Source organism: Marinobacter bohaiensis (genome assembly GCF_003258515.1).
In the GTDB taxonomy this organism is placed as follows: domain Bacteria; phylum Pseudomonadota; class Gammaproteobacteria; order Pseudomonadales; family Oleiphilaceae; genus Marinobacter_A; species Marinobacter_A bohaiensis.
The window spans coordinates 59,030-81,694 of record NZ_QGEH01000007.1 but is presented as its reverse complement, the minus strand read 5'-3'; the positions used below and the strand labels follow the sequence as shown (position 1 = coordinate 81,694).

The 22,665-nt window shown below is 64.4% G+C and carries 17 protein-coding genes; 12 read left to right on the top strand and 5 right to left on the bottom strand.

Annotated features, from left to right (window positions below; translation table 11 throughout):
- The first annotated feature begins 6 nt into the window (after positions 1-6).
- The 4 genes from DKK67_RS20550 to DKK67_RS20535 all read left to right on the top strand — a co-directional run bounded on the left by DKK67_RS20550 (position 7) and on the right by DKK67_RS20535 (position 4,793).
- Positions 7-1,692: a dipeptide ABC transporter ATP-binding protein gene (locus DKK67_RS20550; protein WP_111498402.1), complete on the top strand. Its 1,686-nt coding sequence runs from the start codon at positions 7-9 to the stop codon at positions 1,690-1,692.
- Positions 1,689-2,387 (top strand): GntR family transcriptional regulator, encoded by a 699-nt coding sequence (locus DKK67_RS20545; protein WP_111498401.1) that lies wholly within the window; start codon positions 1,689-1,691, stop codon positions 2,385-2,387. The genes DKK67_RS20550 and DKK67_RS20545 overlap by 4 nt, the downstream gene beginning before the upstream one ends.
- Positions 2,388-2,466: 79 nt before the next feature.
- Positions 2,467-4,002 carry a gamma-glutamyltransferase family protein gene (locus tag DKK67_RS20540; RefSeq protein WP_322873923.1) on the top strand — a complete coding sequence of 512 codons (1,536 nt, stop codon included), beginning with the start codon at positions 2,467-2,469 and terminating at the stop codon, positions 4,000-4,002.
- A complete protein-coding gene (locus DKK67_RS20535; protein ID WP_111498399.1) occupies positions 3,999-4,793 on the top strand; it encodes a sulfite exporter TauE/SafE family protein in 795 nt (264 codons plus the stop codon). Before DKK67_RS20540 ends, DKK67_RS20535 begins: the two co-directional genes overlap by 4 nt.
- 34 nt (positions 4,794-4,827) lie before the next feature.
- On the opposite strand, the gene DKK67_RS20530 is transcribed toward DKK67_RS20535, so the two are convergent.
- From DKK67_RS20530 to DKK67_RS20515, 4 genes are all read right to left on the bottom strand, one after another.
- Positions 4,828-5,367: a hypothetical protein gene (locus tag DKK67_RS20530; RefSeq protein WP_111498398.1), complete on the bottom strand. Its 540-nt coding sequence runs from the start codon at positions 5,365-5,367 to the stop codon at positions 4,828-4,830.
- Positions 5,364-6,017 carry a hypothetical protein gene (locus tag DKK67_RS20525; protein WP_111498397.1) on the bottom strand — a complete coding sequence of 218 codons (654 nt, stop codon included), beginning with the start codon at positions 6,015-6,017 and terminating at the stop codon, positions 5,364-5,366. The genes DKK67_RS20530 and DKK67_RS20525 overlap by 4 nt, the downstream gene beginning before the upstream one ends.
- Positions 6,018-6,250: 233 nt before the next feature.
- Positions 6,251-7,186 (bottom strand): ectoine hydroxylase, encoded by a 936-nt coding sequence (gene thpD / locus DKK67_RS20520; protein WP_111498396.1) that lies wholly within the window; start codon positions 7,184-7,186, stop codon positions 6,251-6,253.
- Positions 7,187-7,411: 225 nt separating this feature from the next.
- The gene (locus tag DKK67_RS20515; protein WP_111498395.1) at positions 7,412-9,232 is read right to left on the bottom strand and encodes an acyl-CoA dehydrogenase C-terminal domain-containing protein; all 1,821 of its coding nucleotides are present in this window, start codon (positions 9,230-9,232) and stop codon (positions 7,412-7,414) included.
- Between the two features lie 259 nt (positions 9,233-9,491).
- Between DKK67_RS20515 and DKK67_RS20510 the strand changes: the two genes are divergently transcribed.
- The 3 genes from DKK67_RS20510 to DKK67_RS20500 are packed head-to-tail and all read left to right on the top strand — an operon-like array spanning position 9,492 to position 14,305.
- Positions 9,492-10,031 carry a DUF3833 domain-containing protein gene (locus DKK67_RS20510; RefSeq protein WP_407657904.1) on the top strand — a complete coding sequence of 180 codons (540 nt, stop codon included), beginning with the start codon at positions 9,492-9,494 and terminating at the stop codon, positions 10,029-10,031.
- 27 nt (positions 10,032-10,058) lie between these two features.
- Positions 10,059-11,153 (top strand): efflux RND transporter periplasmic adaptor subunit, encoded by a 1,095-nt coding sequence (locus tag DKK67_RS20505; protein ID WP_111498393.1) that lies wholly within the window; start codon positions 10,059-10,061, stop codon positions 11,151-11,153.
- A gap of 2 nt (positions 11,154-11,155) precedes the next feature.
- Complete coding sequence (locus tag DKK67_RS20500) at positions 11,156-14,305, top strand: efflux RND transporter permease subunit (RefSeq protein WP_111498392.1); 3,150 nt, start codon at positions 11,156-11,158, stop codon at positions 14,303-14,305.
- 24 nt (positions 14,306-14,329) lie between these two features.
- Here DKK67_RS20500 and DKK67_RS20495 read toward each other — a convergent pair whose 3' ends face one another.
- Entirely contained in the window at positions 14,330-15,586 is a 1,257-nt protein-coding gene (locus tag DKK67_RS20495; RefSeq protein ID WP_111498391.1) for a sensor domain-containing phosphodiesterase, read from the bottom strand.
- A gap of 432 nt (positions 15,587-16,018) precedes the next feature.
- On the opposite strand from DKK67_RS20495, the gene DKK67_RS20490 reads away from it, so the two are divergent.
- The 5 genes from DKK67_RS20490 (at position 16,019) to DKK67_RS20470 (ending at position 22,584) form a co-directional block, all read left to right on the top strand.
- Positions 16,019-17,899, top strand: coding sequence for an MFS transporter (locus DKK67_RS20490; RefSeq protein WP_111498390.1), 1,881 nt, complete (start codon positions 16,019-16,021; stop codon positions 17,897-17,899).
- A gap of 417 nt (positions 17,900-18,316) precedes the next feature.
- Positions 18,317-20,203, top strand: a complete 1,887-nt coding sequence (mnmG, locus tag DKK67_RS20485; RefSeq protein WP_228160727.1) for a tRNA uridine-5-carboxymethylaminomethyl(34) synthesis enzyme MnmG — start codon at positions 18,317-18,319, stop codon at positions 20,201-20,203.
- On the top strand, positions 20,200-20,856 hold the full coding sequence (gene rsmG / locus DKK67_RS20480; RefSeq protein WP_111498388.1) for a 16S rRNA (guanine(527)-N(7))-methyltransferase RsmG: 657 nt from the start codon (positions 20,200-20,202) through the stop codon (positions 20,854-20,856). The genes mnmG and rsmG overlap by 4 nt, the downstream gene beginning before the upstream one ends.
- A 2-nt stretch (positions 20,857-20,858) precedes the next feature.
- Positions 20,859-21,653: a ParA family protein gene (locus DKK67_RS20475; RefSeq protein ID WP_111498387.1), complete on the top strand. Its 795-nt coding sequence runs from the start codon at positions 20,859-20,861 to the stop codon at positions 21,651-21,653.
- A gap of 52 nt (positions 21,654-21,705) precedes the next feature.
- Positions 21,706-22,584: a ParB/RepB/Spo0J family partition protein gene (locus DKK67_RS20470; RefSeq protein ID WP_111498475.1), complete on the top strand. Its 879-nt coding sequence runs from the start codon at positions 21,706-21,708 to the stop codon at positions 22,582-22,584.
- Positions 22,585-22,665 lie beyond the last annotated feature (81 nt).

Here is a 22,665-nt window from a genome sequence, read left to right as displayed (position 1 = left end):
CCTGCGATGACGGAGACACAGCAAACGGTACCACTGCTGGACGTCCAGCGCCTGAGTGTGGACTTTTCCACACGTAACGGCATCGTGCGAGCTATCGATAACGTGTCGCTGGACCTCGCCAAGGGCCGGACGTTGGGCATTGTCGGCGAGTCCGGGTCGGGCAAGTCGGTGACGTCCTATGCCGTGATGCGGATTCTCGACCGCGCCGGGCGCATCGCCAACGGCCGCATCGTCTACGGCGGGATGGAGTTGCACAAAGCCCGGGAAAAAGACATGCGCGACCTGCGCGGGCGCGAGATTTCGATGATCTTCCAGAACCCGCGGGCCGCATTGAACCCTATCCGCAAGGTCGGCCAGCAAGTCGCCGATGTACTGATCCAGCACAGTCAGGCCACCCGTGGGGACGCTGTGCATAAGGCTGTGGATATTTTGCGGTCGGTAAAAATCCGCGATCCGGAAAAGCGTTTCCACGCCTATCCGTTCGAGTTGTCCGGCGGCATGTGCCAGCGGGTGGTCATTGCCATGGCCCTGGCGTGCCGGCCGCAATTGTTGATTGCCGACGAGCCGACGACAGGCCTGGACGTGACCACCCAGAAGGCGGTGATGGATCTGATTGTCGAGCTGACCCGCGAGTACGGCATGGCCACCATCCTGATTACCCATGACCTCGGGTTGGCGGCGGCCTACTGCGATCGCCTCGTGGTCATGGAGAAGGGGCGGGTTGTGGAAAAAAACGCGGCCGCCGAACTTTTCCACAACCCGCAACAGCCCTACACACGCCAGTTGCTGCAAGCCACCCCGCACCGGGATTCCCAGGTACGGGATCTGTTGCCGCCCGCCTTGCGGGCCCAGGCCCAGTCGTTGCCGACAGAGGTCCGGGTGGGAGACCCGCTGCTCGAGATCCGTCACCTGAAAAAGCAGTTCGGCAAGCCGGGTGCCGCGGGCGGCCATCTGGCGGTTAACGACCTGTCCCTGACCATTCGCGAAGGCGAAAGCCTGGGTTTGGTGGGCGAGAGCGGCTGTGGAAAATCTACTACCTCGGCGATGATCATGCGATTGCTGGATGCAACCTCCGGAGAAATCCGCTTTGCCGGTGAGGATATCGGTGCGATCTCCAGCGCCCGGTTCGCCGCGCATCCGTTACGCGGCAAGCTGCAGATGGTGTTCCAGGACCCCACCGACAGCCTCAATCCCCGCTGGTCCGCGGCCCGCTCCATCAGCGATCCGTTGCGTCGGCTCGGGCGAGGCTTAACCCGCGGCGATCGCGATCGGCGGGTGGAGGAACTGGCGGATCTGGTCGGCTTGCCGCGTCATCTTCTGGACCGTTTTCCTCACCAGCTGTCCGGTGGACAGAAAGCGCGGGTCGGTATCGCCCGGGCCATTGCCCTGGAGCCGCGCCTGTTGATCCTCGACGAACCGACCGCCGCGCTCGACGTCTCCGTCCAGGCGGTGGTACTCAACCTGCTGGAGGATCTCAAGCACCGGCTGGGTATGAGCTACCTGTTCATCAGTCACGACCTCAACGTGGTGCGCCTGCTGTGTGACCGGATTCTGGTGATGCAGAACGGCGCCATCGTCGAGCAGGGCGAGTCGAAGCAATTGCTGGACAACCCGGCCTCGGACTACACCCGCCAGTTGCTGGCGGCCATTCCTCATCCGCCCGAAAGTCGCAGGGAAGTAACCGACGTATGACTTCAGAACCCACCGTGCGCAAGGGAACCGTGGTGGACGCGATCGTCCAGACTTTGGCCGATGACATTGTCAGCGGCCGCCTGGTTCCCGGCACCAAGCTGGATGCTCAGGGCATGGCCGAGCGCTTTGGCGTCTCGCGGACGCCCATCCGGGAGACCTTCGGTCACCTGGCGGCGATGGGCCTAGTGACCCACCGTCCCAATCGCGGGGTGGTGGTGGCAACCCTGTCCCCCGAAGCGCTGACCGACCTGTACGAAGCCATGGCAGAGCTGGAGGCGGCCCTGGCGCGGCTGGCAACGCTGCGTATGAACCGGGAGCAGCGCGAACGCCTGCAACAGATCCATCGGGATTCGGTACACCTGGTGCGCGATGGCTGTACCGATGCCTACGCCCGCTTCAACCAGACGTTCCACGACCTGATCTTCGAGGCGGCGCAGAGCCCGCAGCTGCAGGACCTGGCGATCGCCACCCGCACCCGGCTGGCGCCATTCCGCCGGGCCCAGTTCCGGCTGCACAACCGCATGAGCCGTTCCTGGGAAGAGCATGAGGCCATCGTCCAGGCCGTCGTCGCGGGCGACGCGGATGGCGTGGCGCGGCTGATGCGCCTGCATGTCCAGACGGTCAGCGCCATGACGGCTGAGTTTGTTGCCGAGCACCGGCCGCCGGGACAGGCGTCCTCGGCGAGTGGGGCGTGACGCGATGACTTATCCACAGACCGCGATATCCACAGGGGGCGTGATTTGCACGCCCGATGCACGGGCCAGTGAATCGGGGTTGGCCATCCTTGACGCCGGTGGCAGTGCCATTGATGCGGCTCTGGCCGCCAGCGCCACGCTCTGTGCCGTTTATCCACACATGACCGGGTTAGGCGGCGACGCCATGTGGCTGCTCAGTGACGGGCACCGGGTGGACGCCATCCTGGGTCTCGGTCAGGCCGGCCAGCGCCTGCCGGATGGCGGCGGGATCAGCGAACGGGGGCCGGCGTCGGCCGCCACGACCGCCGGCGCCCTGCGCAGCTGGTCGATGGCCCACGACTGGAGCCGCCATCGCTGGCACTCGCGAATGACCTGGCCGGATCTGCTGGAATCCGCCATTGGGCTGGCGGAACAGGGCTGTGGCGTGTCCGCCAGCCAGGTGTTCTGGCAGCAGCAGCGTGCCGAGCTGATTGCCGACCTGCCTGACCTGCACAGGCTCTGCTACAACCGCGCAGGACATCTGCTCCACGAAGGCGACCGCCTGCGCCAGCCGCAATTGGCCGCGACCTTGCGTCGCCTGGCTGCGGCCGGTGTGGACGACTTCTACGACGGCGACATCGGTGACGCCCTGGCCGAGGGGTTTGCGGCCCTGGGCAACGGCCTGAACCGGACCGACTTGAGACGAACAGTGGCCCAGCGGGTCGAGCCGCTGCGTATTCGCTACCGGCAGGGCTCACTGTTTAATATACCGCCGCCCAGCCAGGGCCTGTACACTTTGCGCGCGCTGCACGCACTGGATCGCATCGACCTGGCCGGCCTGCCCAACCTGGGAGCCGATTACTATCACTACCTGGTCGAAGCCATCAAGCAACAGCTGGTGAATCGCAACCGCGAGCTGTGCGATCCGCGGTGGTCCGGGCTGGATGGCCTGTCTCAGTTATCCACAGCGCAGGCGGATGCCGACGTTGCTCGCATTGACCCCGGGCGCGCCGTCCACTGGCGGGAACCCGCGCAACCGGCGGACACGGTCTGGTTGGCCGCCAGCGACCGCAACGGACGTACCGCCTGCCTGATCCAGAGCCTGTTTCACGATTTCGGGTCCGGCTGTTTGGTGGGCGACACCGGCGTACTGTGGCTGAACCGGGCGGCGGGCTTCCATCCTGACCCGAAGCATCCAAACTGCTGGGCGGCGGGGAAGCGGCCCGCGCACACGCTGAACCCGTCCTGCTACCTGGCAGACGATGGCGAACAGCTTTACTTCGGCACCCAGGGCGGCGACGGTCAGCCCCAGACACAGATGGTACTGGCGACGCAACTGATCGACCATCGCCAGTCCCTGGAAGCGGCCCTTCACGCGCCGCGGTTTCTGCAGGGCCGCAGTTTCTTTGGCAGCACCGAGAACCTGAAACTGGAAGAGCCGGCCGGCCATGATGTGGCCAGGTCGTTGAGAGCACGAGGCCACGACGTGGAATGGCTGCCCGAACTCAGCCCGTTCTCCGGCCAGGCCGGGGCGATCCGGGTGCGTCCGAATGGCGTCCGGGAAGCGATGCATGATCCACGAGGCCAGGGAACCGGTCTGGGCCAATCCACTGAAACAATGGAAGAAAAACCATGATGGAAATGATTCTGGCCTGTTCCGGCCTGGGTATCGTGGCCGGCATCCTGGCCGGCATGTTGGGCATCGGCGGGGGCGTGGTCATCGTTCCGGCGCTGGTGATGATCCTGGCCGGTCAGGGCTTTCCCGCCGATTACATCGTGATCTCGGCGGTTGCCACCTCCCTGTGTACGATTATCTTTACGTCCATCTCGGCGGCCCGGGCCCAGATCAAACGCCAGGCCGTGGACTGGTCGATCTTCCGGCGCTGGGCCCTGCTGGTGGTCGCAGGCAGCTTCCTGAGCGGCTTTATTGCCGGTCAGTTGCCGCCGGTGGTGCTGGAGGTGGGCATTGCCTGCTTCCTGTTGCTGGTGTCGATCATCATGCTCAGCAAGTGGACACCCAATCCGTCCCGCTCGATGCCGGGGCCGGTCGGCACCTCGGTGCTGGGGCTGTTCAGTGGAACGCTATCGGGTCTGGCGGGGATTGGTGGTGGCAATGTGATGGTGCCGCTGATGGTGTTCTTTAACGTGCCCATGCAGCGGGCCGTGGCCACCTCCAGCACCCTGGGGCTGCCCCTGGCGCTGGTCGGGACCATCGGCTATGTGATCTCCGGCTGGAATACGACCATCACGGACGGGTCGCTGGGCTACGTTTACCTACCTGCCGCGGCGCTGATCGCTGGCTTTACCGTGATCACCGCGCCGCTCGGCGTGGCGTTGAGTCACCGCATTCCCGCGCCGACCCTCAAACGCTGTTTCGGTGCGCTGCTGTTCCTGGTCGCGACGCGGATGCTGATCAACGCGCTCTGACCCATCGGTTACCGGACCCGGTCGGCCGACGGATTCATTCCGTCAACTTATCCACACGCGCCGGGCTGCCGATGTAGAGGCTGGTGGTCCGCTGCGTGCGCGGGCCGCCGCTGCGGCTGATGCTGTGGACAGACACCACTGGCTCGCCCTGCGGTGGGGCGTAACGGCTGCCGTTTCCGGCGGCATCGCCGTTGCGCTCGCGGGAGAATTCGGTCCGTTCCCAGTCGGCACCCAGGCACTGCTGCACGAACTGATCGGTCTTCTGCCAGCGTTGCTCGGCGACCTCGGCGTTGGGGGCGTTAAGGTTGCAGGCATAGGCGGCGTCCGTCTGGTCCCAGGCCCAGATTTCACAATGGCCGCTGACCAGTTGTTCCTTGGCCCGGTACACGGTAAGCAGGTTGTAGCTCGAGGCCTTGCCGCGGTAGCTGGCAAAGCCGTCGGGATAGTCGGCGACCACAGCCTGCAGGCTGGCGCAGGGATCGTCGCTACCCAGGGAGACGGATTGCCAGCCGCTGCAACCGGCCAGCAGCGTACAGGACAACAGGCCGATCAGGCCGCAATGCGTGTGGATCATGGTCGACTTCCGTGTTGAACGTCTTGGTTGAGGACTTCGGCCACAGCTACGGCGTAATCCCGTGCAGCCGACTCCAGCGAACCCGGATTGACCGTGTTGGAGTAGAGCTCCCAGACCGATTGCCCGGAAGCGGTGTCGAACAGGGTGGTCTTGAGCACGTAGGTTCGCGTCTGTTCATAGTAACCCGGCGCCACAGTGGTATCCATGTAGGTCTGGGCGTGGGCGCCGAACCCCACACTGATCGGACGCTGGATCACCTGCATGGGCACGTAGTTCTGTTCGCCTTCCTCGCGCACCAGGGTCGTGATGAGGACACCGTCGGCACCGGCTCGCGCGGCCAGGTCGTTGACCGTCCGGGTCAGCCGCTCGGGATCGTCCCAGGTCAGGTCATCGTCCGCCAGGCGCGCTACCTCAAAACCCCGATCGATCAGCTTGGCGGCCAGGGTGCGTTCAATGGTGCGGCGGTATTCCTGATTGGCGGTGACCGCCAGGGTGATGATCGAATCGTAGGAGCCGGAGGGATCGCCACGGAGCTGACTGTTCTCGGTCACGGTTGTGGACGACGTGGGTTGCGGGCTGGAGCAGGCGCTGAGCCAGAGAACGCTGGCGAGCAGGCCGAGCAGGGGCCAGCTGTGGATAAGTCGGGTCATGGCGTGTCCTTGCGCTGAGGAAGAGAATCCAGACCCGAACGTTCGCCGCGGCGACGTTATCCACAGGCGGTCATGGTACGGGCTCGGCTTGTCGGATCCGGACGCTGGTCTGCCTTCTGTTTAGATGCAAAAACGCCAGGCGACAAGCCGGGGCACCTCGATTGCTGTCGGAATGTGGATTGTGACACATCGCCTGGCCGGCTTTCGGGGCCTGGGAAAAACCGGCCCAGTCCTTATCCGACCCGGGTCAGTGGGTCCTGCGATAAGGGCGTCAGTGCCTCGGTATTGGCACGGCTGCCCAGGAAGTCGGGGCGTGATTTGTTGCCGCAGAACGGCGCTTCAAGGCGGTTTTCCACACTGTTGTAGACGAAAAACAGATTACTGCGCGGCCAGGGGGACATGTTGGCGTTCGAGCCATGCAGCGTGTTGCACTCGAAAATGATCAGCGAGCCGGCGGGACCGGTGGGCGCCTGGATGCCCTGGCGGTCGATCATGTCGTTCAGGTCACCCTGGCTGGGCACGCCCAGTTCCTGCTTTTTCAGGGAGGATTGATAGTTGTCCTCCGGGGTGCGGCCGACGCAGGGGATAAACTGCCTGTGGGAACCGGGGACCAGCATCAGCGGGCCGTTGAACGGGGTGTTGTCCGTCAGGGCGATGGAAAAGCTGACGGCGCGCATGCGCGGCATGCCGTCTTCGGCGTGCCAGGTTTCGAAGTCCGAGTGCCAGTCGAAGCCCTTGCCGTGAAAACCGGGCTTGTAGTTGATGCGGGACTGGTGGATGTAAGCGTCGCTGCCCAACAATTGATGCACCATGTCGAGGATGCGTGGATCGCGGGTCAGGCGGTCGAAGCGGTCGGACAGCTCATGAATGCTGAATATCGAGCGGATTTCCTGCTTGCCGGGTTCGGTGATGGTGCCCTCGGACCGCAGGATCGCCTCGTCGTCCTCATACCGGCGCAGGTCCTCGCGGAATCTCCGGACGGTGGTTTCGTCGAGGAAGCGGTCGAACACCAGGAACCCGTCGCGCTCGTACCGGGCCAGTTCGGTTTCGCTCAGGGGGCCGTCCTGGCGGGCGCTGCCCTGGCTGTGGATAACCGGATCGAGCCGGTCGAAGCGTGCTTGTGGACGTTCCAGGCGGGTGGGATAAAAGTCGTCAGATCGAATGTCCATGATCGAACCTCCTACTTTTTTGCGAGCACGAAAGCTCAACGCGTGTTAGCGAATAACGTCGTGAGTCACCTCGTTGGCGAATGAATGCGTGAGTGAGGTTAGGGCGTTGGGGATAAGTTTCAACCCCCGGATTTCAAAACGAAAAATCCCGGCGCGGGCCGGGATCTGTGGATAACACAATGGAGTCGGGTTGACGGGCAGCCTGTGGATAACCGCCCGCCCGGCTCAGTGGGTAAAGGTCATGTCGTCCGCATTCAGCTGCATCAGGTTGCGGGTGGGGGTCAGCATGCTGGTGGCGTGGGCCTGGGCGCGGGGCAGCAGGCGGTCGTAGTAGAACTCCGCGGTGGCCAGCTTGGCGCGGTAAAAATCCTCGGACTCTTCGCCGCCTTTCTCCAGGCGTTCATGGGCCACCACCGCCATGCGCGCCCACATGTAGGCCATGGTCACGTAGCCGCTGAACATCAGGAAGTCGTGGGCGGCGGCGCTGATCACGTCCCGGTCCTTGCGCGCCGCCAGCATCAGGCGAACCGTCAGCAGGTTCCACTGGGCGGCCAGCTTGAGCAGCTCCCAGGCGTAGGGACGCAAGGCCTTGTTGGTCACGTGTTTGCGCGCGAAGTTGGAGACCCGCAGGGTGAACTCGCGCACCGCGCCGCCCTGGGTCATCAGCATCACCTTGCGGCCCAGCAGGTCCAGCGCCTGGATGCCGGTGGTGCCCTCGTACAGGGTGGCGATGCGGGTATCGCGCACGATCTGTTCCATGCCGTGCTCGCTGATGTAGCCGTGGCCACCGAACACCTGCATCCCCAGGTTGGCCGCCTCGTACCCCATCTCGGTCAGGAAGCCCTTGAGGATCGGGGTCAGGAAGCCGAGCTTGTCGTCGTAGGTCTCGACCTTCTTGTCATCGCCGTCCAGGTGACCTTCGACCATGTGGTCCGCCAGGCGCGCGGAGTAATAGAGCATGGCCCGGCCGCCCTCGGCGATGGCCTTCTGGGTGAGCAGCATGCGCCGCACGTCGGCGTGGTGGATCAGGCTATCGGCCACCTGGTCCGGTTCCTTCTTGCCGGACAGGGCGCGCATGGAGCGCCGGTCCCTGGCGTAGTCGAGCGCCCACTGGTACGACAGCTCCGCCGGCCCCACGCCCTGGATGGCGGTGCCTATGCGGGCCGTGTTCATGAAGGTGAACATGCAGTTCAGGCCTTCGTTCTCCGGGCCGATCAGGTAGCCGGTGGCGTCGTCGAAATTCATGACGCAGGTGGCGGAGGCCTTGATGCCCATTTTCTTTTCCAGGCTGCCGCAGCTGACGCCGTTGCGTTCGCCCACGCCACCGTCGGCATCCGGCAGGAACTTGGGCACGATGAACAGGGAGATGCCCTTGGTGCCCCTCGGGGCGTCCGGCAGGCGCGCCAAAACCACGTGGACGATGTTCTCGGTCAGGTCGTGGTCGCCGGACGAAATAAAGATCTTGGTACCGGTGATCCGGTAGCTGCCGTCGGCCTGGGGCTCGGCACGGGTCTTGACCTGGCCCAGGTCGGTGCCGCACTGGGGTTCGGTCAGGCACATGGTGCCGGCCCAGCGACCCTCGGTCAGGGGCACCAGGTAGGTTTGCTTCTGCTGATCGTCGCCGTGCAGCTGGATGGTGTTCATGGCGCCCAGGGACAGCCCCGGGTACATGCTGAACGACCAGTTGGCGGTGCCCATCATTTCCTGCTTGAGCAGACCCATGGAGGCGGGCAGGCCCTGGCCGCCAAGCTCTTCCGGCGCCGACAAACCCTGCCAGCCGCCCATCACGTACTGCTGGTAGGCCTCCTTGTAGCCGGACGGCGTGGTCACTTCGCCGTTTTCCAGCTTGCAGCCCTCGGCGTCGCCGGACTGGTACAGGGGGCTCAGGACTTCCTCACAGAACTTCGCGCACTCGGTGAGAATGGCGTCGACGATGTCCGGCGTCGCCTGCTCGCCGGCTTTGAGCGACGCGTAGTGTTTTGGATAGTCGAACACTTCATTCAACAGGAATTTGATATCGCGCACAGGCGCCTTGTAGGTCGGCATAGTCTCACCTTCCGGTTCTGAATAGCGGAATAAACGCTGCGTTGATCCATCGGACCAGGCGGTTGTGCTCGTTGTACGACAATCGCTGAGGGCTGCCATTGACGAAAACCGCCCGGGCCCCTGTCGGTTGAGTCAATTGGCCGAAATGACGGTGGCGTTTCGACTGGTCCGTCGGCGGTTCGGGGGCGTAATCGAAAAGCAATCATTGGCGATCAGAATTTTTTGAAGGTTCATGCATATGAGTGCACGCAAAGGTAATATGAGACGTCTGGGAGCACGGCTGGCACTGGTGGTTGCCCTGTTGATCACGGCCGGTTGCGTCAGTCCGTCCCTGAACGATTACGCCGGGCGCGAGCCGACACTCTCCCCGCGCGGATTTTTCAACGGCGCACTGACGGCCCGGGGCGTGGTCAAAGACTACAGCGGCACGGTCATCCGCACCTTCGACGCGGATATCGAAGCCAGTTGGGACAGTGCGGGTGTGGGCACGCTGGACGAGGTATTCCGCTTCGATGACGGCGAGGTGCAGACCCGCACCTGGACGCTGACCCCGGACGGCGATGGCTATCGGGCGACCGCCGGGGACGTGGTGGAACCGGGACACATGAGCTGGCGCGGCAACGCCATCCACATGAACTACGTGCTGCGAGTGCCGTACGGGGACGACACCATCGATGTCCGCATGGACGACTGGATGATTGCCGTCACGCCGGACACGGTGATCAACGAAACCCGCATGAGCAAGTGGGGCGTGACGGTGGGCGAGCTGGTGCTGGTGATCCAGCGGCGGAGCCCCTGAGGCCGCCCGGACCGATGGAAGGACGTTATGGGAAAACAGATCCTGATCGCAGTGGCCGTCCTGGTCATTGCCGCGGCCGGCGCCGGTGGCGTCTGGTGGCAGCAGCGCACCGAGGCGTCGGGCCAGCAGGCGGCCCGACCCGCCAGCAAGGTGAACGTGGTCTATCCGCGCATGGCCGAGGTGCAGGATGTGGTGGAATCCGTCGGTACCCTGCAGGCGCGTGAGGATGTGGTGCTCAGTGCCGAAGTCAGCGGTCGGGTGGTGGCGCTGGCTTTTAACGAGGGCGCCGCTGTGGATAAGGGGCAGCTGCTGGTCCAGCTCGACGACCGCCAGGCCCGCGCCGACCTGCAGGTGGCCGAAGCCCAGCTGCGCGATGCCCGCACCAAGTACGATCGCGCCTCGCGCCTGCAGGGCCGCGGCAGTATTTCCCAGTCCGAGGTGGACGAGTTGCGCACCGCCCTGAGCGTCGCGGAGGCCCAGCGTATCGCCGCCAGCACCCGCCTGGATAACCACCGCATCGGGGCGCCGTTTGCCGGTGTGGTTGGCCTCACCGATGTCAGTGTCGGCACCTACCTGGATGCCGGCGACAGCATCGCCACCCTGGATGCCATCGACCCGATGGAGCTGACGTTTTCCATTCCCGAGCGTTACCTGGGCCAGATCAGCATGGGCCAGACGCTGCGGGCGGGTACCGCCGCCTACGCCGGGCGTTCTTTCGACGGCGCCCTGTCGGAAATGGACTCCCGGCTTAACCCCCTGACCCGCTCGCTGCCGGTCAAGGCGGTGATCGACAACCCGGACGGTGTGTTGCGGCCGGGACTGTTCATGGCCGTGTCCCTGACCCTGGACACCCGCCGTGCGCTGGTGATTCCCGAGCAGGCGGTGATGACCCGCGGCGACAGCCAGTACGTCTTCCTCGCCGTGGACGGCCAGGCCCGGCGCCAGCCGGTGGAGCTGGGCACCCGCTCGCCCGGCCGGGTGGAAGTAGCCAGCGGCCTGAGCGAATCCGATGCCGTGGTCATTACCGGCCAGGATCGACTCAGCAGCGGCGACGCCGTGGAAGTCATCGAAGGCGAGAACGCCCTGATCGGCGGTGGCTGGCCGGACCGTCAGGAAGGCTGACCATGATCCTCTCCGATGTGTCCATCAAGCGACCGGTATTCGCCACGGTCATCAGCCTGTTGATCCTGGTGTTCGGCATCGCCGCCCTGCGCGGGCTCCCGGTGCGTGAATACCCCGACATCGACCCGCCCCAGGTGTCCATCGCCACCGACTACACCGGCGCGGCCGCGGAAGTGGTGGACACCCAGATCACCCAGGTGATCGAGGGTGCCATCAGTGGCGTCGAGGGTATCCGTTCCATCGAGTCCAGTACCGAGCAGGGCGAGTCCCGCACCTCCATCGAATTCACCACCGACCGCGACATCGACGTGGCCGCCAACGACGTGCGCGATGCCATCGCCCGGGTGGCCGACGAATTGCCGGACGAGGCCGACGCGCCGGTGGTGCGCAAGGCGGATTCCGACGCCCGCCCGATGATGTGGGTCACCCTGCAGAGCGACGAGTGGGACGCCGCCCAGCTCAGCGATTTCGCGGAGCGGGTGCTGGCCGACCGGCTGTCGGTGCTGGACGGGGTGGCGGACGTGCAGATCGGCGGCGAGCGCCGCTACGCCATCCGCGTCTGGCTGCAGCGGGAGAAGCTGGCGTCCCACGACATCACCGTGTCGGAGGTGGAATCGGCCCTGCGCGCCAATAACGTGGAATTGCCGGCCGGGTCCATTGAGTCCACCAACCGCGACTTCACCGTGCGCGCCGAGGGGCGCTTATCCACCGTGGACGAGTTCCGCAACCTGGTGGTCCGCCGCGACGGCAACGACCTGCTGCGCCTGGGCGAAGTGGCCAATGTGGTGATGGGGGTGGAATCCGATACCAGCCGCCTGCGCGCCAACGGCCGTACCGCTATCGGCATGGGCATCATCCGCCAGTCCAAGGCCAACACCGTGGCCGTGTCCGACCGGGTGCGGGCGGAAATGGAGCACATCCGCGAAACTCTGCCACCGGAAGTGTCGATCCGCCAGAGCTACGACGAGTCCATCTTCATCCGCGCCTCCATCCAGGAGGTGATGATCACGCTGGGCATCGCCATCTCCCTGGTCATCCTGGTGATCTTCGTGTTCCTGCGTTCCTGGCGCGCCACCCTGATTCCGGCGGTGACCATCCCCGTGGCGGTGATCGGCGCCTTCATCGGCCTGGGCATCATGGGCTTTTCCATCAACGTGCTGACGCTGCTGGCGATTATCCTCGCCATCGGCCTGGTGGTGGACGACGCCATCGTCATGCTGGAGAACATCCAGCGCCGCATCGACAACGGCGAACCGCCGCTGCTGGCGTCCTATCTGGGGGCGCGGCAGGTGGCCTTCGCCGTGATCGCCACCACCCTGACGCTGGTGGCGGTGTTCGTGCCCATTTCGTTCATGGGCGGCAACATCGGCCGGCTGTTCGGGGAATTCGGCTTTACCCTGGCCAGCGCGGTGATCGTCTCCAGCCTGGTGGCGCTGACCCTGGCGCCGATGCTCTGCTCCAAGTGGCTCAGGCACAGCCCGGAAACCGCCGAGGGCCATCGCCTGTGGGCGTTCTCCGAGCGTCTGTTCAACGGCCTCAACCGGGGCTACGAACGCCTGCTCAAATTCTCCCTGCGCCAGCCGGGCCTGGTCCTGGGGCTGGGCCTGGCGGGCATCCTGCTGTCGGCGGTGATTTTCCCCAGCCTGCCCCAGGAGCTGGCACCCACCGAGGATCGCGGCGTGATCATCATGCCCACCAAGGCGCCGCGCGGATCGACGGTGGAGTACACTGATCATCACGTGCGCCAGATCGAGGAACGCCTGTTGCCCTACATCGAAGAAGGTGTGGCGGACCGGTTGCTGGCCATCGTGGGTTTTCGAGAGGAGGCGGATAACGCCTTCCTGATCCTGGGGCTGACGGACTGGGCCGAGCGCGACATCAAGCAGCAGGACTTGAGTGCCCAGCTGTTTCCCAAGCTGGCGGAAGTGCCCGGCGTGCGCTCGGTGGCGGTCAACCCGCCGGGGTTGGGGCAGCGCGGTTTCAATCAGCCCATCGAGTTCGTGATCGGCGGGCCGGATTACGACACGGTGCAGGCCTGGAGCGAGGAAATCCTGGAACGGGCCAAGCAGAATCCCAATCTGCTCAACCTGGAGACCGACTTCGAGCTGACCCGGCCGGAGCTGCGGGTCAGCCTGGATCGCCAGCGTGCCGCCGATCTCGACGTTACCGTGCAGGATGTGGGCAACACCCTGCAGACCATGCTGGCTTCGCGGCAGGTGACCTCTTACATTGACCGGGGCCGGGAGTACGACGTGATCCTGCAGGCGGCGGACGCCGACCGGGCCACGCCGTCGGACCTGAACAACATCTTCCTGCGACCCCGGGACGGCGGCGAGCTGATTCCGCTGGGGGCGCTGGTCAACCTGCAGGAAATCGGCGCCAACCCGGACCTGCGCCGCATCGACCGGCTGCCGGCGGTGGTGATCAGCGGTTCGCTGGCGCCGGGCTACGACCTGGGGTCGGCCCTGGCCTACATGAACCAGCTGGCTGTGGATAACCTGCCGCCGGAGGCGCGCATTAGCTACAAGGGCCTGAGCCGGGAGTTCGAGGAATCCTCCAACGCCATCTACATCACCTTCGTGCTGGCGTTCATCATTGTCTTCCTGGTGTTGGCGGCCCAGTTCGAGAGCTGGATCCACCCGCTGATCATCATGCTGTCGGTGCCGCTGGCGGTCACCGGCGCGCTCATGGCCCTTTGGTGGTCCGGCATCAGCCTGAACATCTACAGCCAGATCGGGATCATCATGCTGCTGGGGCTGATGGCCAAGAACGGTATCCTGATCGTGGAGTTCGCCAACCAGTTGCGGGATGAGGGCCGTAGCGTCCACGACGCCATCGTCGAAGGCGCCATCCTGCGCTTCCGGCCGGTGCTGATGACCACCATTTCCACCATTTTCGGCGCGGTGCCGCTGGTGATCGCCACCGGCGCGGGCGCGGAAAGTCGGGCGGCCATCGGCGCGGTGGTGCTGGGCGGGCTGATTTTCGCCACCACGCTGACCCTGTTCATCATTCCGGTGCTGTACAACCTGATCGCCCGCTTTGCCAAGTCCACCAACGCGGTGGAAAAGGCGCTGGAGGCGGAAATTCGGGGGCAGGGGAGCACAGGCACCCTGGCCGGGTCGGTGCAGTCACCGCGGCGGGACGAGACCTGACGTTTTATCCACAGGTCCGGTTATTCACAGGCTGTCGGGGAAATCCAGCTGGCCGTCGAACAGCTCGTTGGGGTGCAGGTCGACGCAGAACACCTGGGTCGTGCCGTGGCGGGTGATGCTGGCCGACAGCGTGATGGTACGCACGGCATCCGGCAGGGCCACGTAGGGTCTGCTGACGTTGATCTTGCCGGGCTGCTCCAGCGCACGCCGGAAGTACTCCCGATGTGACCAGCAGGCGCCGCTCGACTGATAGAGCGGGTTGAATCGCGTGGTGTGGCGCACCCGCGTCTCGCTGGCCAGGCCGCCTTGCTGAATGCCGTCGGCATCCAGAATAAAGCAGCGCTTGATGCCGCGCCGTTTCAGCAGCCCCATGCAGGCATCGGCCAGGGTGTCGTGGCCGGCGATGCGCTGGCAGGCCTCCAGCACTTCCAGGCGCAGGCTGTCCAGGTAACCCGAATGCTGATAATCCGCCTGGCGGTTGTGGCGCTGGACCACCGCCAGGTGTTCGGCGAAGTCCAGTTCCGGGGCGGTGCGTGGTTTATCCAGCGGGGCCGGGTAGCCAAACAGGAAGCCCTGCAGCAGGTCCGCCCCGGTGGCCAGGGCAATGCGCGCCTGGTCCGGGGTTTCGATGCCTTCAATCAGCACCAGGCTGCCACTCTCCCGGATCAGGCTCACCAGCCCGTTGAGCAACTGTCGGGCGCGCAGGTGTACCTCGGCATTGACCAGCAGGCTGCGGTCGATCTTGATGATCAGCGGCTCCAGCTGCCACACCCGCTCGAAATTGGAATCACCGATCCCAAAGTCGTCCACCGCGATCTGGAAACCCCAGGCTCTGGCCCGCTGTACGAAGTCGAGCAGTTGGGCCTTGTTGTCGGTGGCGGTTTCCACCAGTTCCAGCACCACCTGGGCGGGATGCAGATCGTGGTCGAGACAGGCCTGCTCCAGGTGCGCCAACGCCTTTTCCGGCTGAACGCAGTTGGCAGGGCTGATGTTGAGGAACAGCCAGGTGTCGGGTTGGTGCTGGGTGAAGGTCCTGATGTGCAGCGACTGCAGACGCCGGTCCAGGCATTCGGTCTGGTGCAGCGCCTCAGCCTGCTGGAACACCTCAAGGGGAGCGATGGCTTCGCCGTCACGGTTGGCGCGCATCAGTGCTTCGTAACCCACCAGACGCTGGTGCGTGGGACTGAAGATGGGCTGGAACACGGATGTGTAGTCATAGTCCCGCAGTGGCTGGCGGGTGGTGCGGTTGAACGTGGCTTTCAGTGAAGCGACATACGACATGGATGCTCTCTTAGTGCCGGACAACACCGGTTCCGGTCACACGGCGCAGGCAAGGCACTCCATCGCGCTCTGTTGTGTTTTGGGTGTTCGCTTTGATCGTGCCGGGCATATCGTCCAATGCTCGTCCTGAGATGGGATGACATGACGGGTTTCCCAACCGATAACCAATGCGAACGCCATGCCACGGTGATCAAACTCTGACGGCGCCCGCGCCATTCGGGTGTCAAATAAACGTTGTCTGGTGTGTCAGACGCTGAATTCTGTCCGCAAATGCATTTTTATGGTGCGACTGCCTCTGATGAGTGCGGGCGCTGATCGTCCGGCCGGGCGTGAGTTGCGGCGGCGCAGGCGTTACCGCACACTCCTGCGTTGAAAAAAACGGACTTTCCGGCCTTGACGGCCCCTGAAAAAGAAAACAAAGGACCACCACGCATGGCGGATCAAAGCCAGTTCCGGCTGATGGGGCAGCGACGTTTCCTGCCGTTCTTCCTGACCCAGTTCCTGGGCGCCCTCAACGACAACTTCTTCAAGAACGCGCTGCTGTTCCTGATCACCTACGGCGTGGCGCGCGGCCTGCTGGGGTTATCCACAGACGTGGCGGTGAACCTGGCGGCGCTGCTGTTCATCCTGCCGTTCGTCCTGTTTTCCGGCATTGCCGGGCAGGTGGCGGACAAGTACGACAAGGCGCGGGTGATTCGCTGGGTCAAGGCGGCGGAGATCCTGATCATGTTGGTCGCTGCCGTGGGTCTCTGGCAGGGCTGGTACGAGGTGATGTTCCTCCTGCTGTTCCTGATGGGCACCCAGTCGGCGTTCTTCGGGCCGGTGAAATACGCCATCCTGCCCCAGGTGCTGCGGGACGACGAGTTGGTCGGCGGCAACGCCCTGGTGGAGATGGGCACCTTCGTCGCGATCCTGCTGGGCATGCTGTTGGCGGGCGTGGTCATGGTCGGCGCCGACGCGGTGCACTGGATCGCCATCGGCGTGCTGGTGATGGCGGTGCTGGGGTATCTGGCGGCGCGGCAGGTGCCGTCGGCATCCGCCGCCTCGCCGGACCTGACGCTGCGCCTGCAGCCGCTGCGGGAAACCTGGCGCCTGATCGGCATCGCCCGGGAAAACCACGCCGTGTTCCAGGGCATCCTGGCCATTTCCTGGTTCTGGTTCCTGGGCGCGGCCTATCTGACCCAGTTCCCCAACTTCGCCAAGGTCGACCTGTTGGGGGACGAAACCGTGGTGACCCTGCTGCTGGCGGTGTTCATCATCGGCATCGCCCTGGGCTCGATGCTGTGTGAGAAGCTCTCCGGCCACCGGGTGGAGCTGGGCATTGTGCCCATCGGGTCGCTGGGCCTGAGCCTGTTCGGGCTGGACCTGTACTTCAGCGTGCCGGCGGCGCCAGTGGAATCCACATGGATGAGCCTGTTGACCAGCGCCTCCGGTCTGCGGGTGCTGGCGGATCTGCTGGGCGTTGGGCTGTTTGGCGGCTTTTTCATCGTGCCGCTCTACGCGTTCGTTCAGCAGCGGGCCGAGGCCGCCAAGCGGGCCCGGGTGATCGCCGCGCTGAACGTGATCAACGCCCTGTTCATGGTGGTCAGTGCGCTGGTGGGCGCCCTGATGCTGGGCCCGTTAGGGCTGAGCATTCCCGAATTCCTGCTGGTGCTGTCCATTGCCAACCTGGTGGTGGCCGGTTATGTCTACGCCCAGGTGCCCGAGTTCGCCCTGCGTTTCATCATCTGGTGCCTGTCGCACACCATTTACCGGGTCCGTCACGAGGGGCTGGAACACATTCCGGACGAGGGGCCGGCGATCCTGGTCTGCAATCACGTGTCCTACACCGATCCCCTGGTGATCGCCGGCGCCGTGCGGCGTCCGGTGCGGTTCATCATGGACGAGCGAATCTTCCGCTCGCCGTTGCTGGGCTGGTTCTTCCGTCTGGCCCAGACCATTCCCATTGCACCGCGCAGCAAGAAGCCCGAGGTCTACGACGCGGCCCTGCAGAAGGTGGCGGAGGAACTGGAAGCGGGCAACGTGGTGTGCATTTTCCCGGAAGGCAAACTCACCACCGACGGCGAGATTGACCGCTTCCGCCAGGGCATCGAGACGCTGGTGGAGCAGACCCCGGTGCCGGTCGTGCCCATGGCGTTGCAGGGGCTCTGGGGCAGCGTATTCAGTCACAAAGGCGGTACCGCTGGCACCCATCCACCCAAGCGATTCTGGTCGCGCATCGGGCTGGTGGCCGGGCCAGCCTGGGAACCCGGACGGGTGAGCGCCGCGGGCCTTGAGGACGCGGTGAAAACCCTGCGTGGAGGGCGGGCCTGAGTGGTCCCGGCGGGTAAGCGTTTACCCCCATGCCGATCGCCGCTTTTCGGTCGGGGGCGTTTGTGCGGAGGGCACGCCCGGGGTTGTGGATAAAAGCATGAATAACCTTGAAGAAGTCGTGAGAAAGTGACTTTTTATTTTATTTATATCAATGATTTATTGTTGTTATTTGGCCGTTTGGGACTTGGCCGCAGTGTGGATAAGTTTTTTGAAAAGTTTTCTCAGGTGCGCCTCACAACCAGTTGAGCCGCCAAGCAATTTTTGCGAATTGAAAGGTGTTTATTCCCAAAGGCTCTAAGGGCTGGTTAAAAAGTATTCAGAACCCCTGCAATTTGCCCGGCGTAAGCGGTATACTTCGCACCCATTTTGTTCAGGAACTTCTGGCTGAATCAGAGGTTCCCCATTCCCATGAGGTGTATTGTGGAGTTCCCGGATCGTTTCGATGTCATCGTAATCGGCGGCGGCCATGCCGGTACCGAGGCTGCCCTGGCGGCCGCGCGGATGGGATCCCGTACGCTGCTGCTGACCCACAACATTGAGACCCTGGGCCAGATGTCCTGCAACCCCGCCATCGGCGGGATCGGCAAGAGCCATCTGGTCAAGGAGATCGACGCTCTCGGGGGCGCCATGGCGCAGGCCACGGATCTGGCCGGTATCCAGTTCCGGGTGCTCAATTCCCGCAAGGGACCGGCGGTGCGCGCGACCCGCGCCCAGGCCGACCGCGTGCTCTATAAAGCCGCCATCCGCGAGGTGCTGGAAAACCAGCCCAACCTGACCATCTTCCAGCAGGCCGCCGACGATCTGATCGTCGAAGGCGACCAGGTGCGCGGCGTGGTGACCCAGACCGGTATCCGCTTCAGCGCCGCCAACGTGGTGCTGACCACCGGCACCTTCCTGGGTGGGGTTATCCACATGGGGCTGAAGAACCACGCCGGCGGCCGTGCCGGCGATCCCCCCGCGATTGCCCTGGCACAGCGCCTGCGCGAACTGCCGTTCAACGTCGGTCGCCTGAAAACCGGCACGCCGCCGCGCATCGACCGTCGCAGCGTCGATTTCTCGGTGATGCAGGAACAGTGGGGGGACGACCCGACCCCGGTCATGTCCTTCCTGGGCTCCCGCGACCAGCACCCGGAGCAGGTGTGCTGCTACGTGACCCGCACTACCGAGGAGACCCACGACATCATCCGCAGCGGCTTTGACCGCTCGCCCATGTTTGCCGGCGACATCGAGGGCGTGGGCCCGCGCTATTGCCCGTCCATCGAGGACAAGGTGAACCGCTTCGCGGACAAGGACTCGCACCAGATTTTCGTCGAACCGGAAGGCCTGACGGTCAGCGAGCTGTACCCCAACGGCATCTCCACCAGCCTGCCGTTCGATATCCAGCTCAAGGCGGTGCGTTCGATCCCGGGCTTCGAGAACGCGCACATCACGCGTCCCGGCTATGCCATCGAGTACGATTACCTGAACCCGCAGGACCTGCGCCACACGCTGGAAACCAAGTTCATCGGCGGGCTCTACTTTGCCGGTCAGATCAACGGCACCACCGGCTACGAAGAGGCCGGCGCCCAGGGGCTGCTGGCGGGCATCAACGCTTCGCTGCGGGCGCAGGAAAAAGACCCCTGGTACCCGCGCCGGGACGAGGCCTATCTGGGCGTACTGGTGGACGACCTGATCACCATGGGCACCTCCGAGCCGTACCGCATGTTCACCAGCCGTGCGGAATACCGTCTGATCCTGCGCGAAGACAACGCCGACCTGCGCCTGACCGAGACCGGCCACAAGCTGGGTCTGGTCAACGAGGACCGCTGGCAGCGGTTCAACACCAAGCGCGAGGCCATCGCCACCGAGCGTCAGCGTTTGGACAAGACCCACGTGCATCCGAACACGCCGGAAGCCGAACGGGCCAACCAGTACCTGAACAAGGCCCTGCAGAAAGAGCACACCCTGGCGGATCTGCTGCGCCGGCCGGAAATCACCTACGCCCACATTGCCGAGATCAGTGGCGAACAGGCGGAAGAGATCGTCGCCGGCCAGGTCGAGATCGAGGTGAAGTACGAAGGGTACATCTCGCGCCAGGAGGCGGAGATCGATCGCCTGCGCCGCAACGAGAACCTGCCGCTGCCGACCGATCTGGATTACGACGCGGTGGGCGGTCTGTCCAACGAAATCAAGCAGAAGCTCAAGGATGTGCGCCCGGAAACCGTGGCCCAGGCCTCACGCATCCAGGGCGTGACGCCGGCGGCGATTTCCCAGTTGCTGGTGCACCTCAAGAAGCGGGATCTGCTGCGTAAGCAGTCCGCATGAGCGGCGCGGTCGACAACGCCTGGCCCAGGCAGTTGCGGGCCGGGCTCGACGAGCTGGGGCTGGAACTGGACGAGGCCGTCCAGCAGCGCCTGCTGGACTTCCTGGGGCTGCTGCAGAAGTGGAACCGCGCCTACAACCTGACGGCGGTGCGCGAGCCGCACGAGATGGTGTCGCGCCAGTTGCTCGACAGCCTGGCGATCCTGCCCTATATCAAGTCGGAACACCTGCTCGACGTGGGCGCCGGTGGCGGGCTGCCGGGCATTCCGCTGGCCATCGTCTGTCCCGGGCGGCAGTTCACCCTGCTCGACAGCAATAGCAAGAAAACGCGATTCCTGACACAGTGCGTGCTGGAGTTGGGGCTGGATAACGTCACCGTCATCCACGCGCGTGCCGAAGATTTCCGGCCCGGGCAGGGGTTTGAGCAGATCACCTCGCGGGCGTTCACTGCGCTGGAGAATCTGGTGGCCTGGTGCGGGCACCTGTTGGCGCCGGACGGCCACTTCCTGGCGATGAAGGGGCAGTATCCCACCGAGGAACTGGAAGCCATGCCGGCGGACTGGCGGCTGGATCGCAATGTCGAGCTGGCGATTCCCGGTTGTGAGGGGGCACGTCACTTGCTTATCATTGATCGCGTTCGGACGACAGGAGGCTAACCATGGCGCGAATCATCGCGGTCACCAACCAGAAGGGCGGCGTGGGCAAGACCACGACCTGCGTCAATCTGGCGGCCTCCCTGAGCGCCACCAAACGCCGCGTGCTGCTGGTGGACATGGATCCCCAGGGCAACGCCACCATGGGCAGCGGCGTGGACAAGAACGCGCTGGCCCTGTCCGGCTACGACGTGCTGACCAAGCGCCAGTCGGCGGCGGATGTCATCATCCACGCTGACGCCTCCGGCTTCGACATCCTGGCGGCCAACGGCGACCTGACCGCGGCGGAAGTGGAGCTGATGAACGAGATCGGTCGCGAGCACCGCCTGCGCCTGCAGCTCAACAGCGTGCGCGACCGTTACGATTTCATTCTGGTGGATTGCCCGCCGTCGCTGAACCTGCTGACCGTGAACGCACTGTCGGCGGCCGACAGCGTGCTGATCCCCATGCAGTGCGAGTATTACGCGCTGGAAGGCCTGGCGGCGTTGATGAACACCGTCGAGCAGATCCAGGAGACGGTGAACCCGGACCTGGAACTCGAAGGCATCCTGCGGACCATGTACGATCCGCGCAACAGCCTGACGCTGGACGTCTCCGCCCAGCTCAACGAGTACTTCGGCGACAAGGTCTACAAGGCCGTGATCCCGCGCAACGTGCGGCTGGCGGAAGCGCCCAGCTACGGGGTGCCGGCGCTGAAGTACGACCGCACTTCCAAGGGCGCAATTGCCTACCTGGCGCTGGCCGGCGAAATGGTCCGGCGCAACGGGCAGCAGCGCAAGACCCAGCCGGTGGCGGTGTAATGCCCGACCGGACTGAGGCTTCGATGACTCTGACAGAAGAATGACGGACAAGATGGCGGCGAAAAAACGAGGATTGGGCGAACGCGGACTGGGCGCCTTGCTGGCGGGCTCGAAGGTCAACCTGGATGGCGACGAGATCCGTGAGCACGACGGCGAGCTGCGGGACATCCCCGTCGACCTGATCCAGCGCAGCCGCTACCAGCCGCGCCGGGACATGGACCAGGACGCGCTGCAGGAACTGGCCGACTCCATCCGTCAGCAGGGTGTGATGCAGCCGGTGGTGGTGCGTCCGCTGGCGGAAGGCCGTTTTGAGCTGATCGCCGGCGAGCGGCGCTGGCGCGCGACCCAACTGGCCGGACTGGACCAGATCCCTGCCATCATCCGCGATGTGCCGGACGAAGCCGCCATCGCCATGGCGCTGATCGAGAACATCCAGCGCGAGAACCTCAACCCCATCGAAGAGGCCTTCGCCCTGCAGCGCCTGCAGGAAGAGTTTGGCCTCACCCAGGCCCAGGTGGCAGAGGCGGTGGGTAAGTCCCGCACCACCATCACCAACCTGCTGCGTCTTATCGGCCTGACCGAGGACGTGCGGGTGATGCTTGAGCACGGTGATCTGGAAATGGGGCACGGTCGCGCCATGCTGACCCTGCCGCCTGAACTGCAGGGCCAGGCCGCACGTCAGGTCGTCTCCAAATCCCTCTCCGTGCGCCAGACCGAAGCCCTGGTGCGCAAGCTGCAGCAGGAATCGCCAAACCAGAAAGCCGGTGCCAAGCCGGCGCTCGATCCCAATATCCGCGCCCTGCAGGATGACCTTGCCGAGCGCCTCGGGGCCCGTGTAGCCATCAGTCACGGCCAGCGTGGTAAGGGCAAACTGGTGATCGAATACAGCAGCCTCGACGAGCTGGATGGCATCCTGGGCCATATCAAGTAAGTCGCCGTTTCCCGCTATTTCCTGAATGTTCTGTGAAAAACACTACATGTTGTGGGTGAATGAATTATCCACAACCATGGG

Excerpts from the sequence above, each read along its gene's own strand:
- DKK67_RS20515 (WP_111498395.1), bottom strand. The coding sequence starts at position 9,232 with ATGCCGACCTACAAGGCGCCTGTGCGCGATATCAAATTCCTGTTGAAT.
- DKK67_RS20495 (WP_111498391.1), bottom strand. The coding sequence starts at position 15,586 with ATGTCGTATGTCGCTTCACTGAAAGCCACGTTCAACCGCACCACCCGC.
- DKK67_RS20550 (WP_111498402.1), top strand. The coding sequence starts at position 7 with ATGACGGAGACACAGCAAACGGTACCACTGCTGGACGTCCAGCGCCTG.
- DKK67_RS20510 (WP_407657904.1), top strand. The coding sequence starts at position 9,492 with ATGAGACGTCTGGGAGCACGGCTGGCACTGGTGGTTGCCCTGTTGATC.
- DKK67_RS20545 (WP_111498401.1), top strand. The coding sequence starts at position 1,689 with ATGACTTCAGAACCCACCGTGCGCAAGGGAACCGTGGTGGACGCGATC.
- DKK67_RS20470 (WP_111498475.1), top strand. The coding sequence starts at position 21,706 with ATGGCGGCGAAAAAACGAGGATTGGGCGAACGCGGACTGGGCGCCTTG.
- thpD (WP_111498396.1), bottom strand. The coding sequence starts at position 7,186 with ATGGACATTCGATCTGACGACTTTTATCCCACCCGCCTGGAACGTCCA.
- DKK67_RS20530 (WP_111498398.1), bottom strand. The coding sequence starts at position 5,367 with ATGATCCACACGCATTGCGGCCTGATCGGCCTGTTGTCCTGTACGCTG.
- DKK67_RS20475 (WP_111498387.1), top strand. The coding sequence starts at position 20,859 with ATGGCGCGAATCATCGCGGTCACCAACCAGAAGGGCGGCGTGGGCAAG.
- DKK67_RS20490 (WP_111498390.1), top strand. The coding sequence starts at position 16,019 with ATGGCGGATCAAAGCCAGTTCCGGCTGATGGGGCAGCGACGTTTCCTG.
- DKK67_RS20505 (WP_111498393.1), top strand. The coding sequence starts at position 10,059 with ATGGGAAAACAGATCCTGATCGCAGTGGCCGTCCTGGTCATTGCCGCG.
- DKK67_RS20500 (WP_111498392.1), top strand. The coding sequence starts at position 11,156 with ATGATCCTCTCCGATGTGTCCATCAAGCGACCGGTATTCGCCACGGTC.
- DKK67_RS20535 (WP_111498399.1), top strand. The coding sequence starts at position 3,999 with ATGATGGAAATGATTCTGGCCTGTTCCGGCCTGGGTATCGTGGCCGGC.
- DKK67_RS20525 (WP_111498397.1), bottom strand. The coding sequence starts at position 6,017 with ATGACCCGACTTATCCACAGCTGGCCCCTGCTCGGCCTGCTCGCCAGC.
- rsmG (WP_111498388.1), top strand. The coding sequence starts at position 20,200 with ATGAGCGGCGCGGTCGACAACGCCTGGCCCAGGCAGTTGCGGGCCGGG.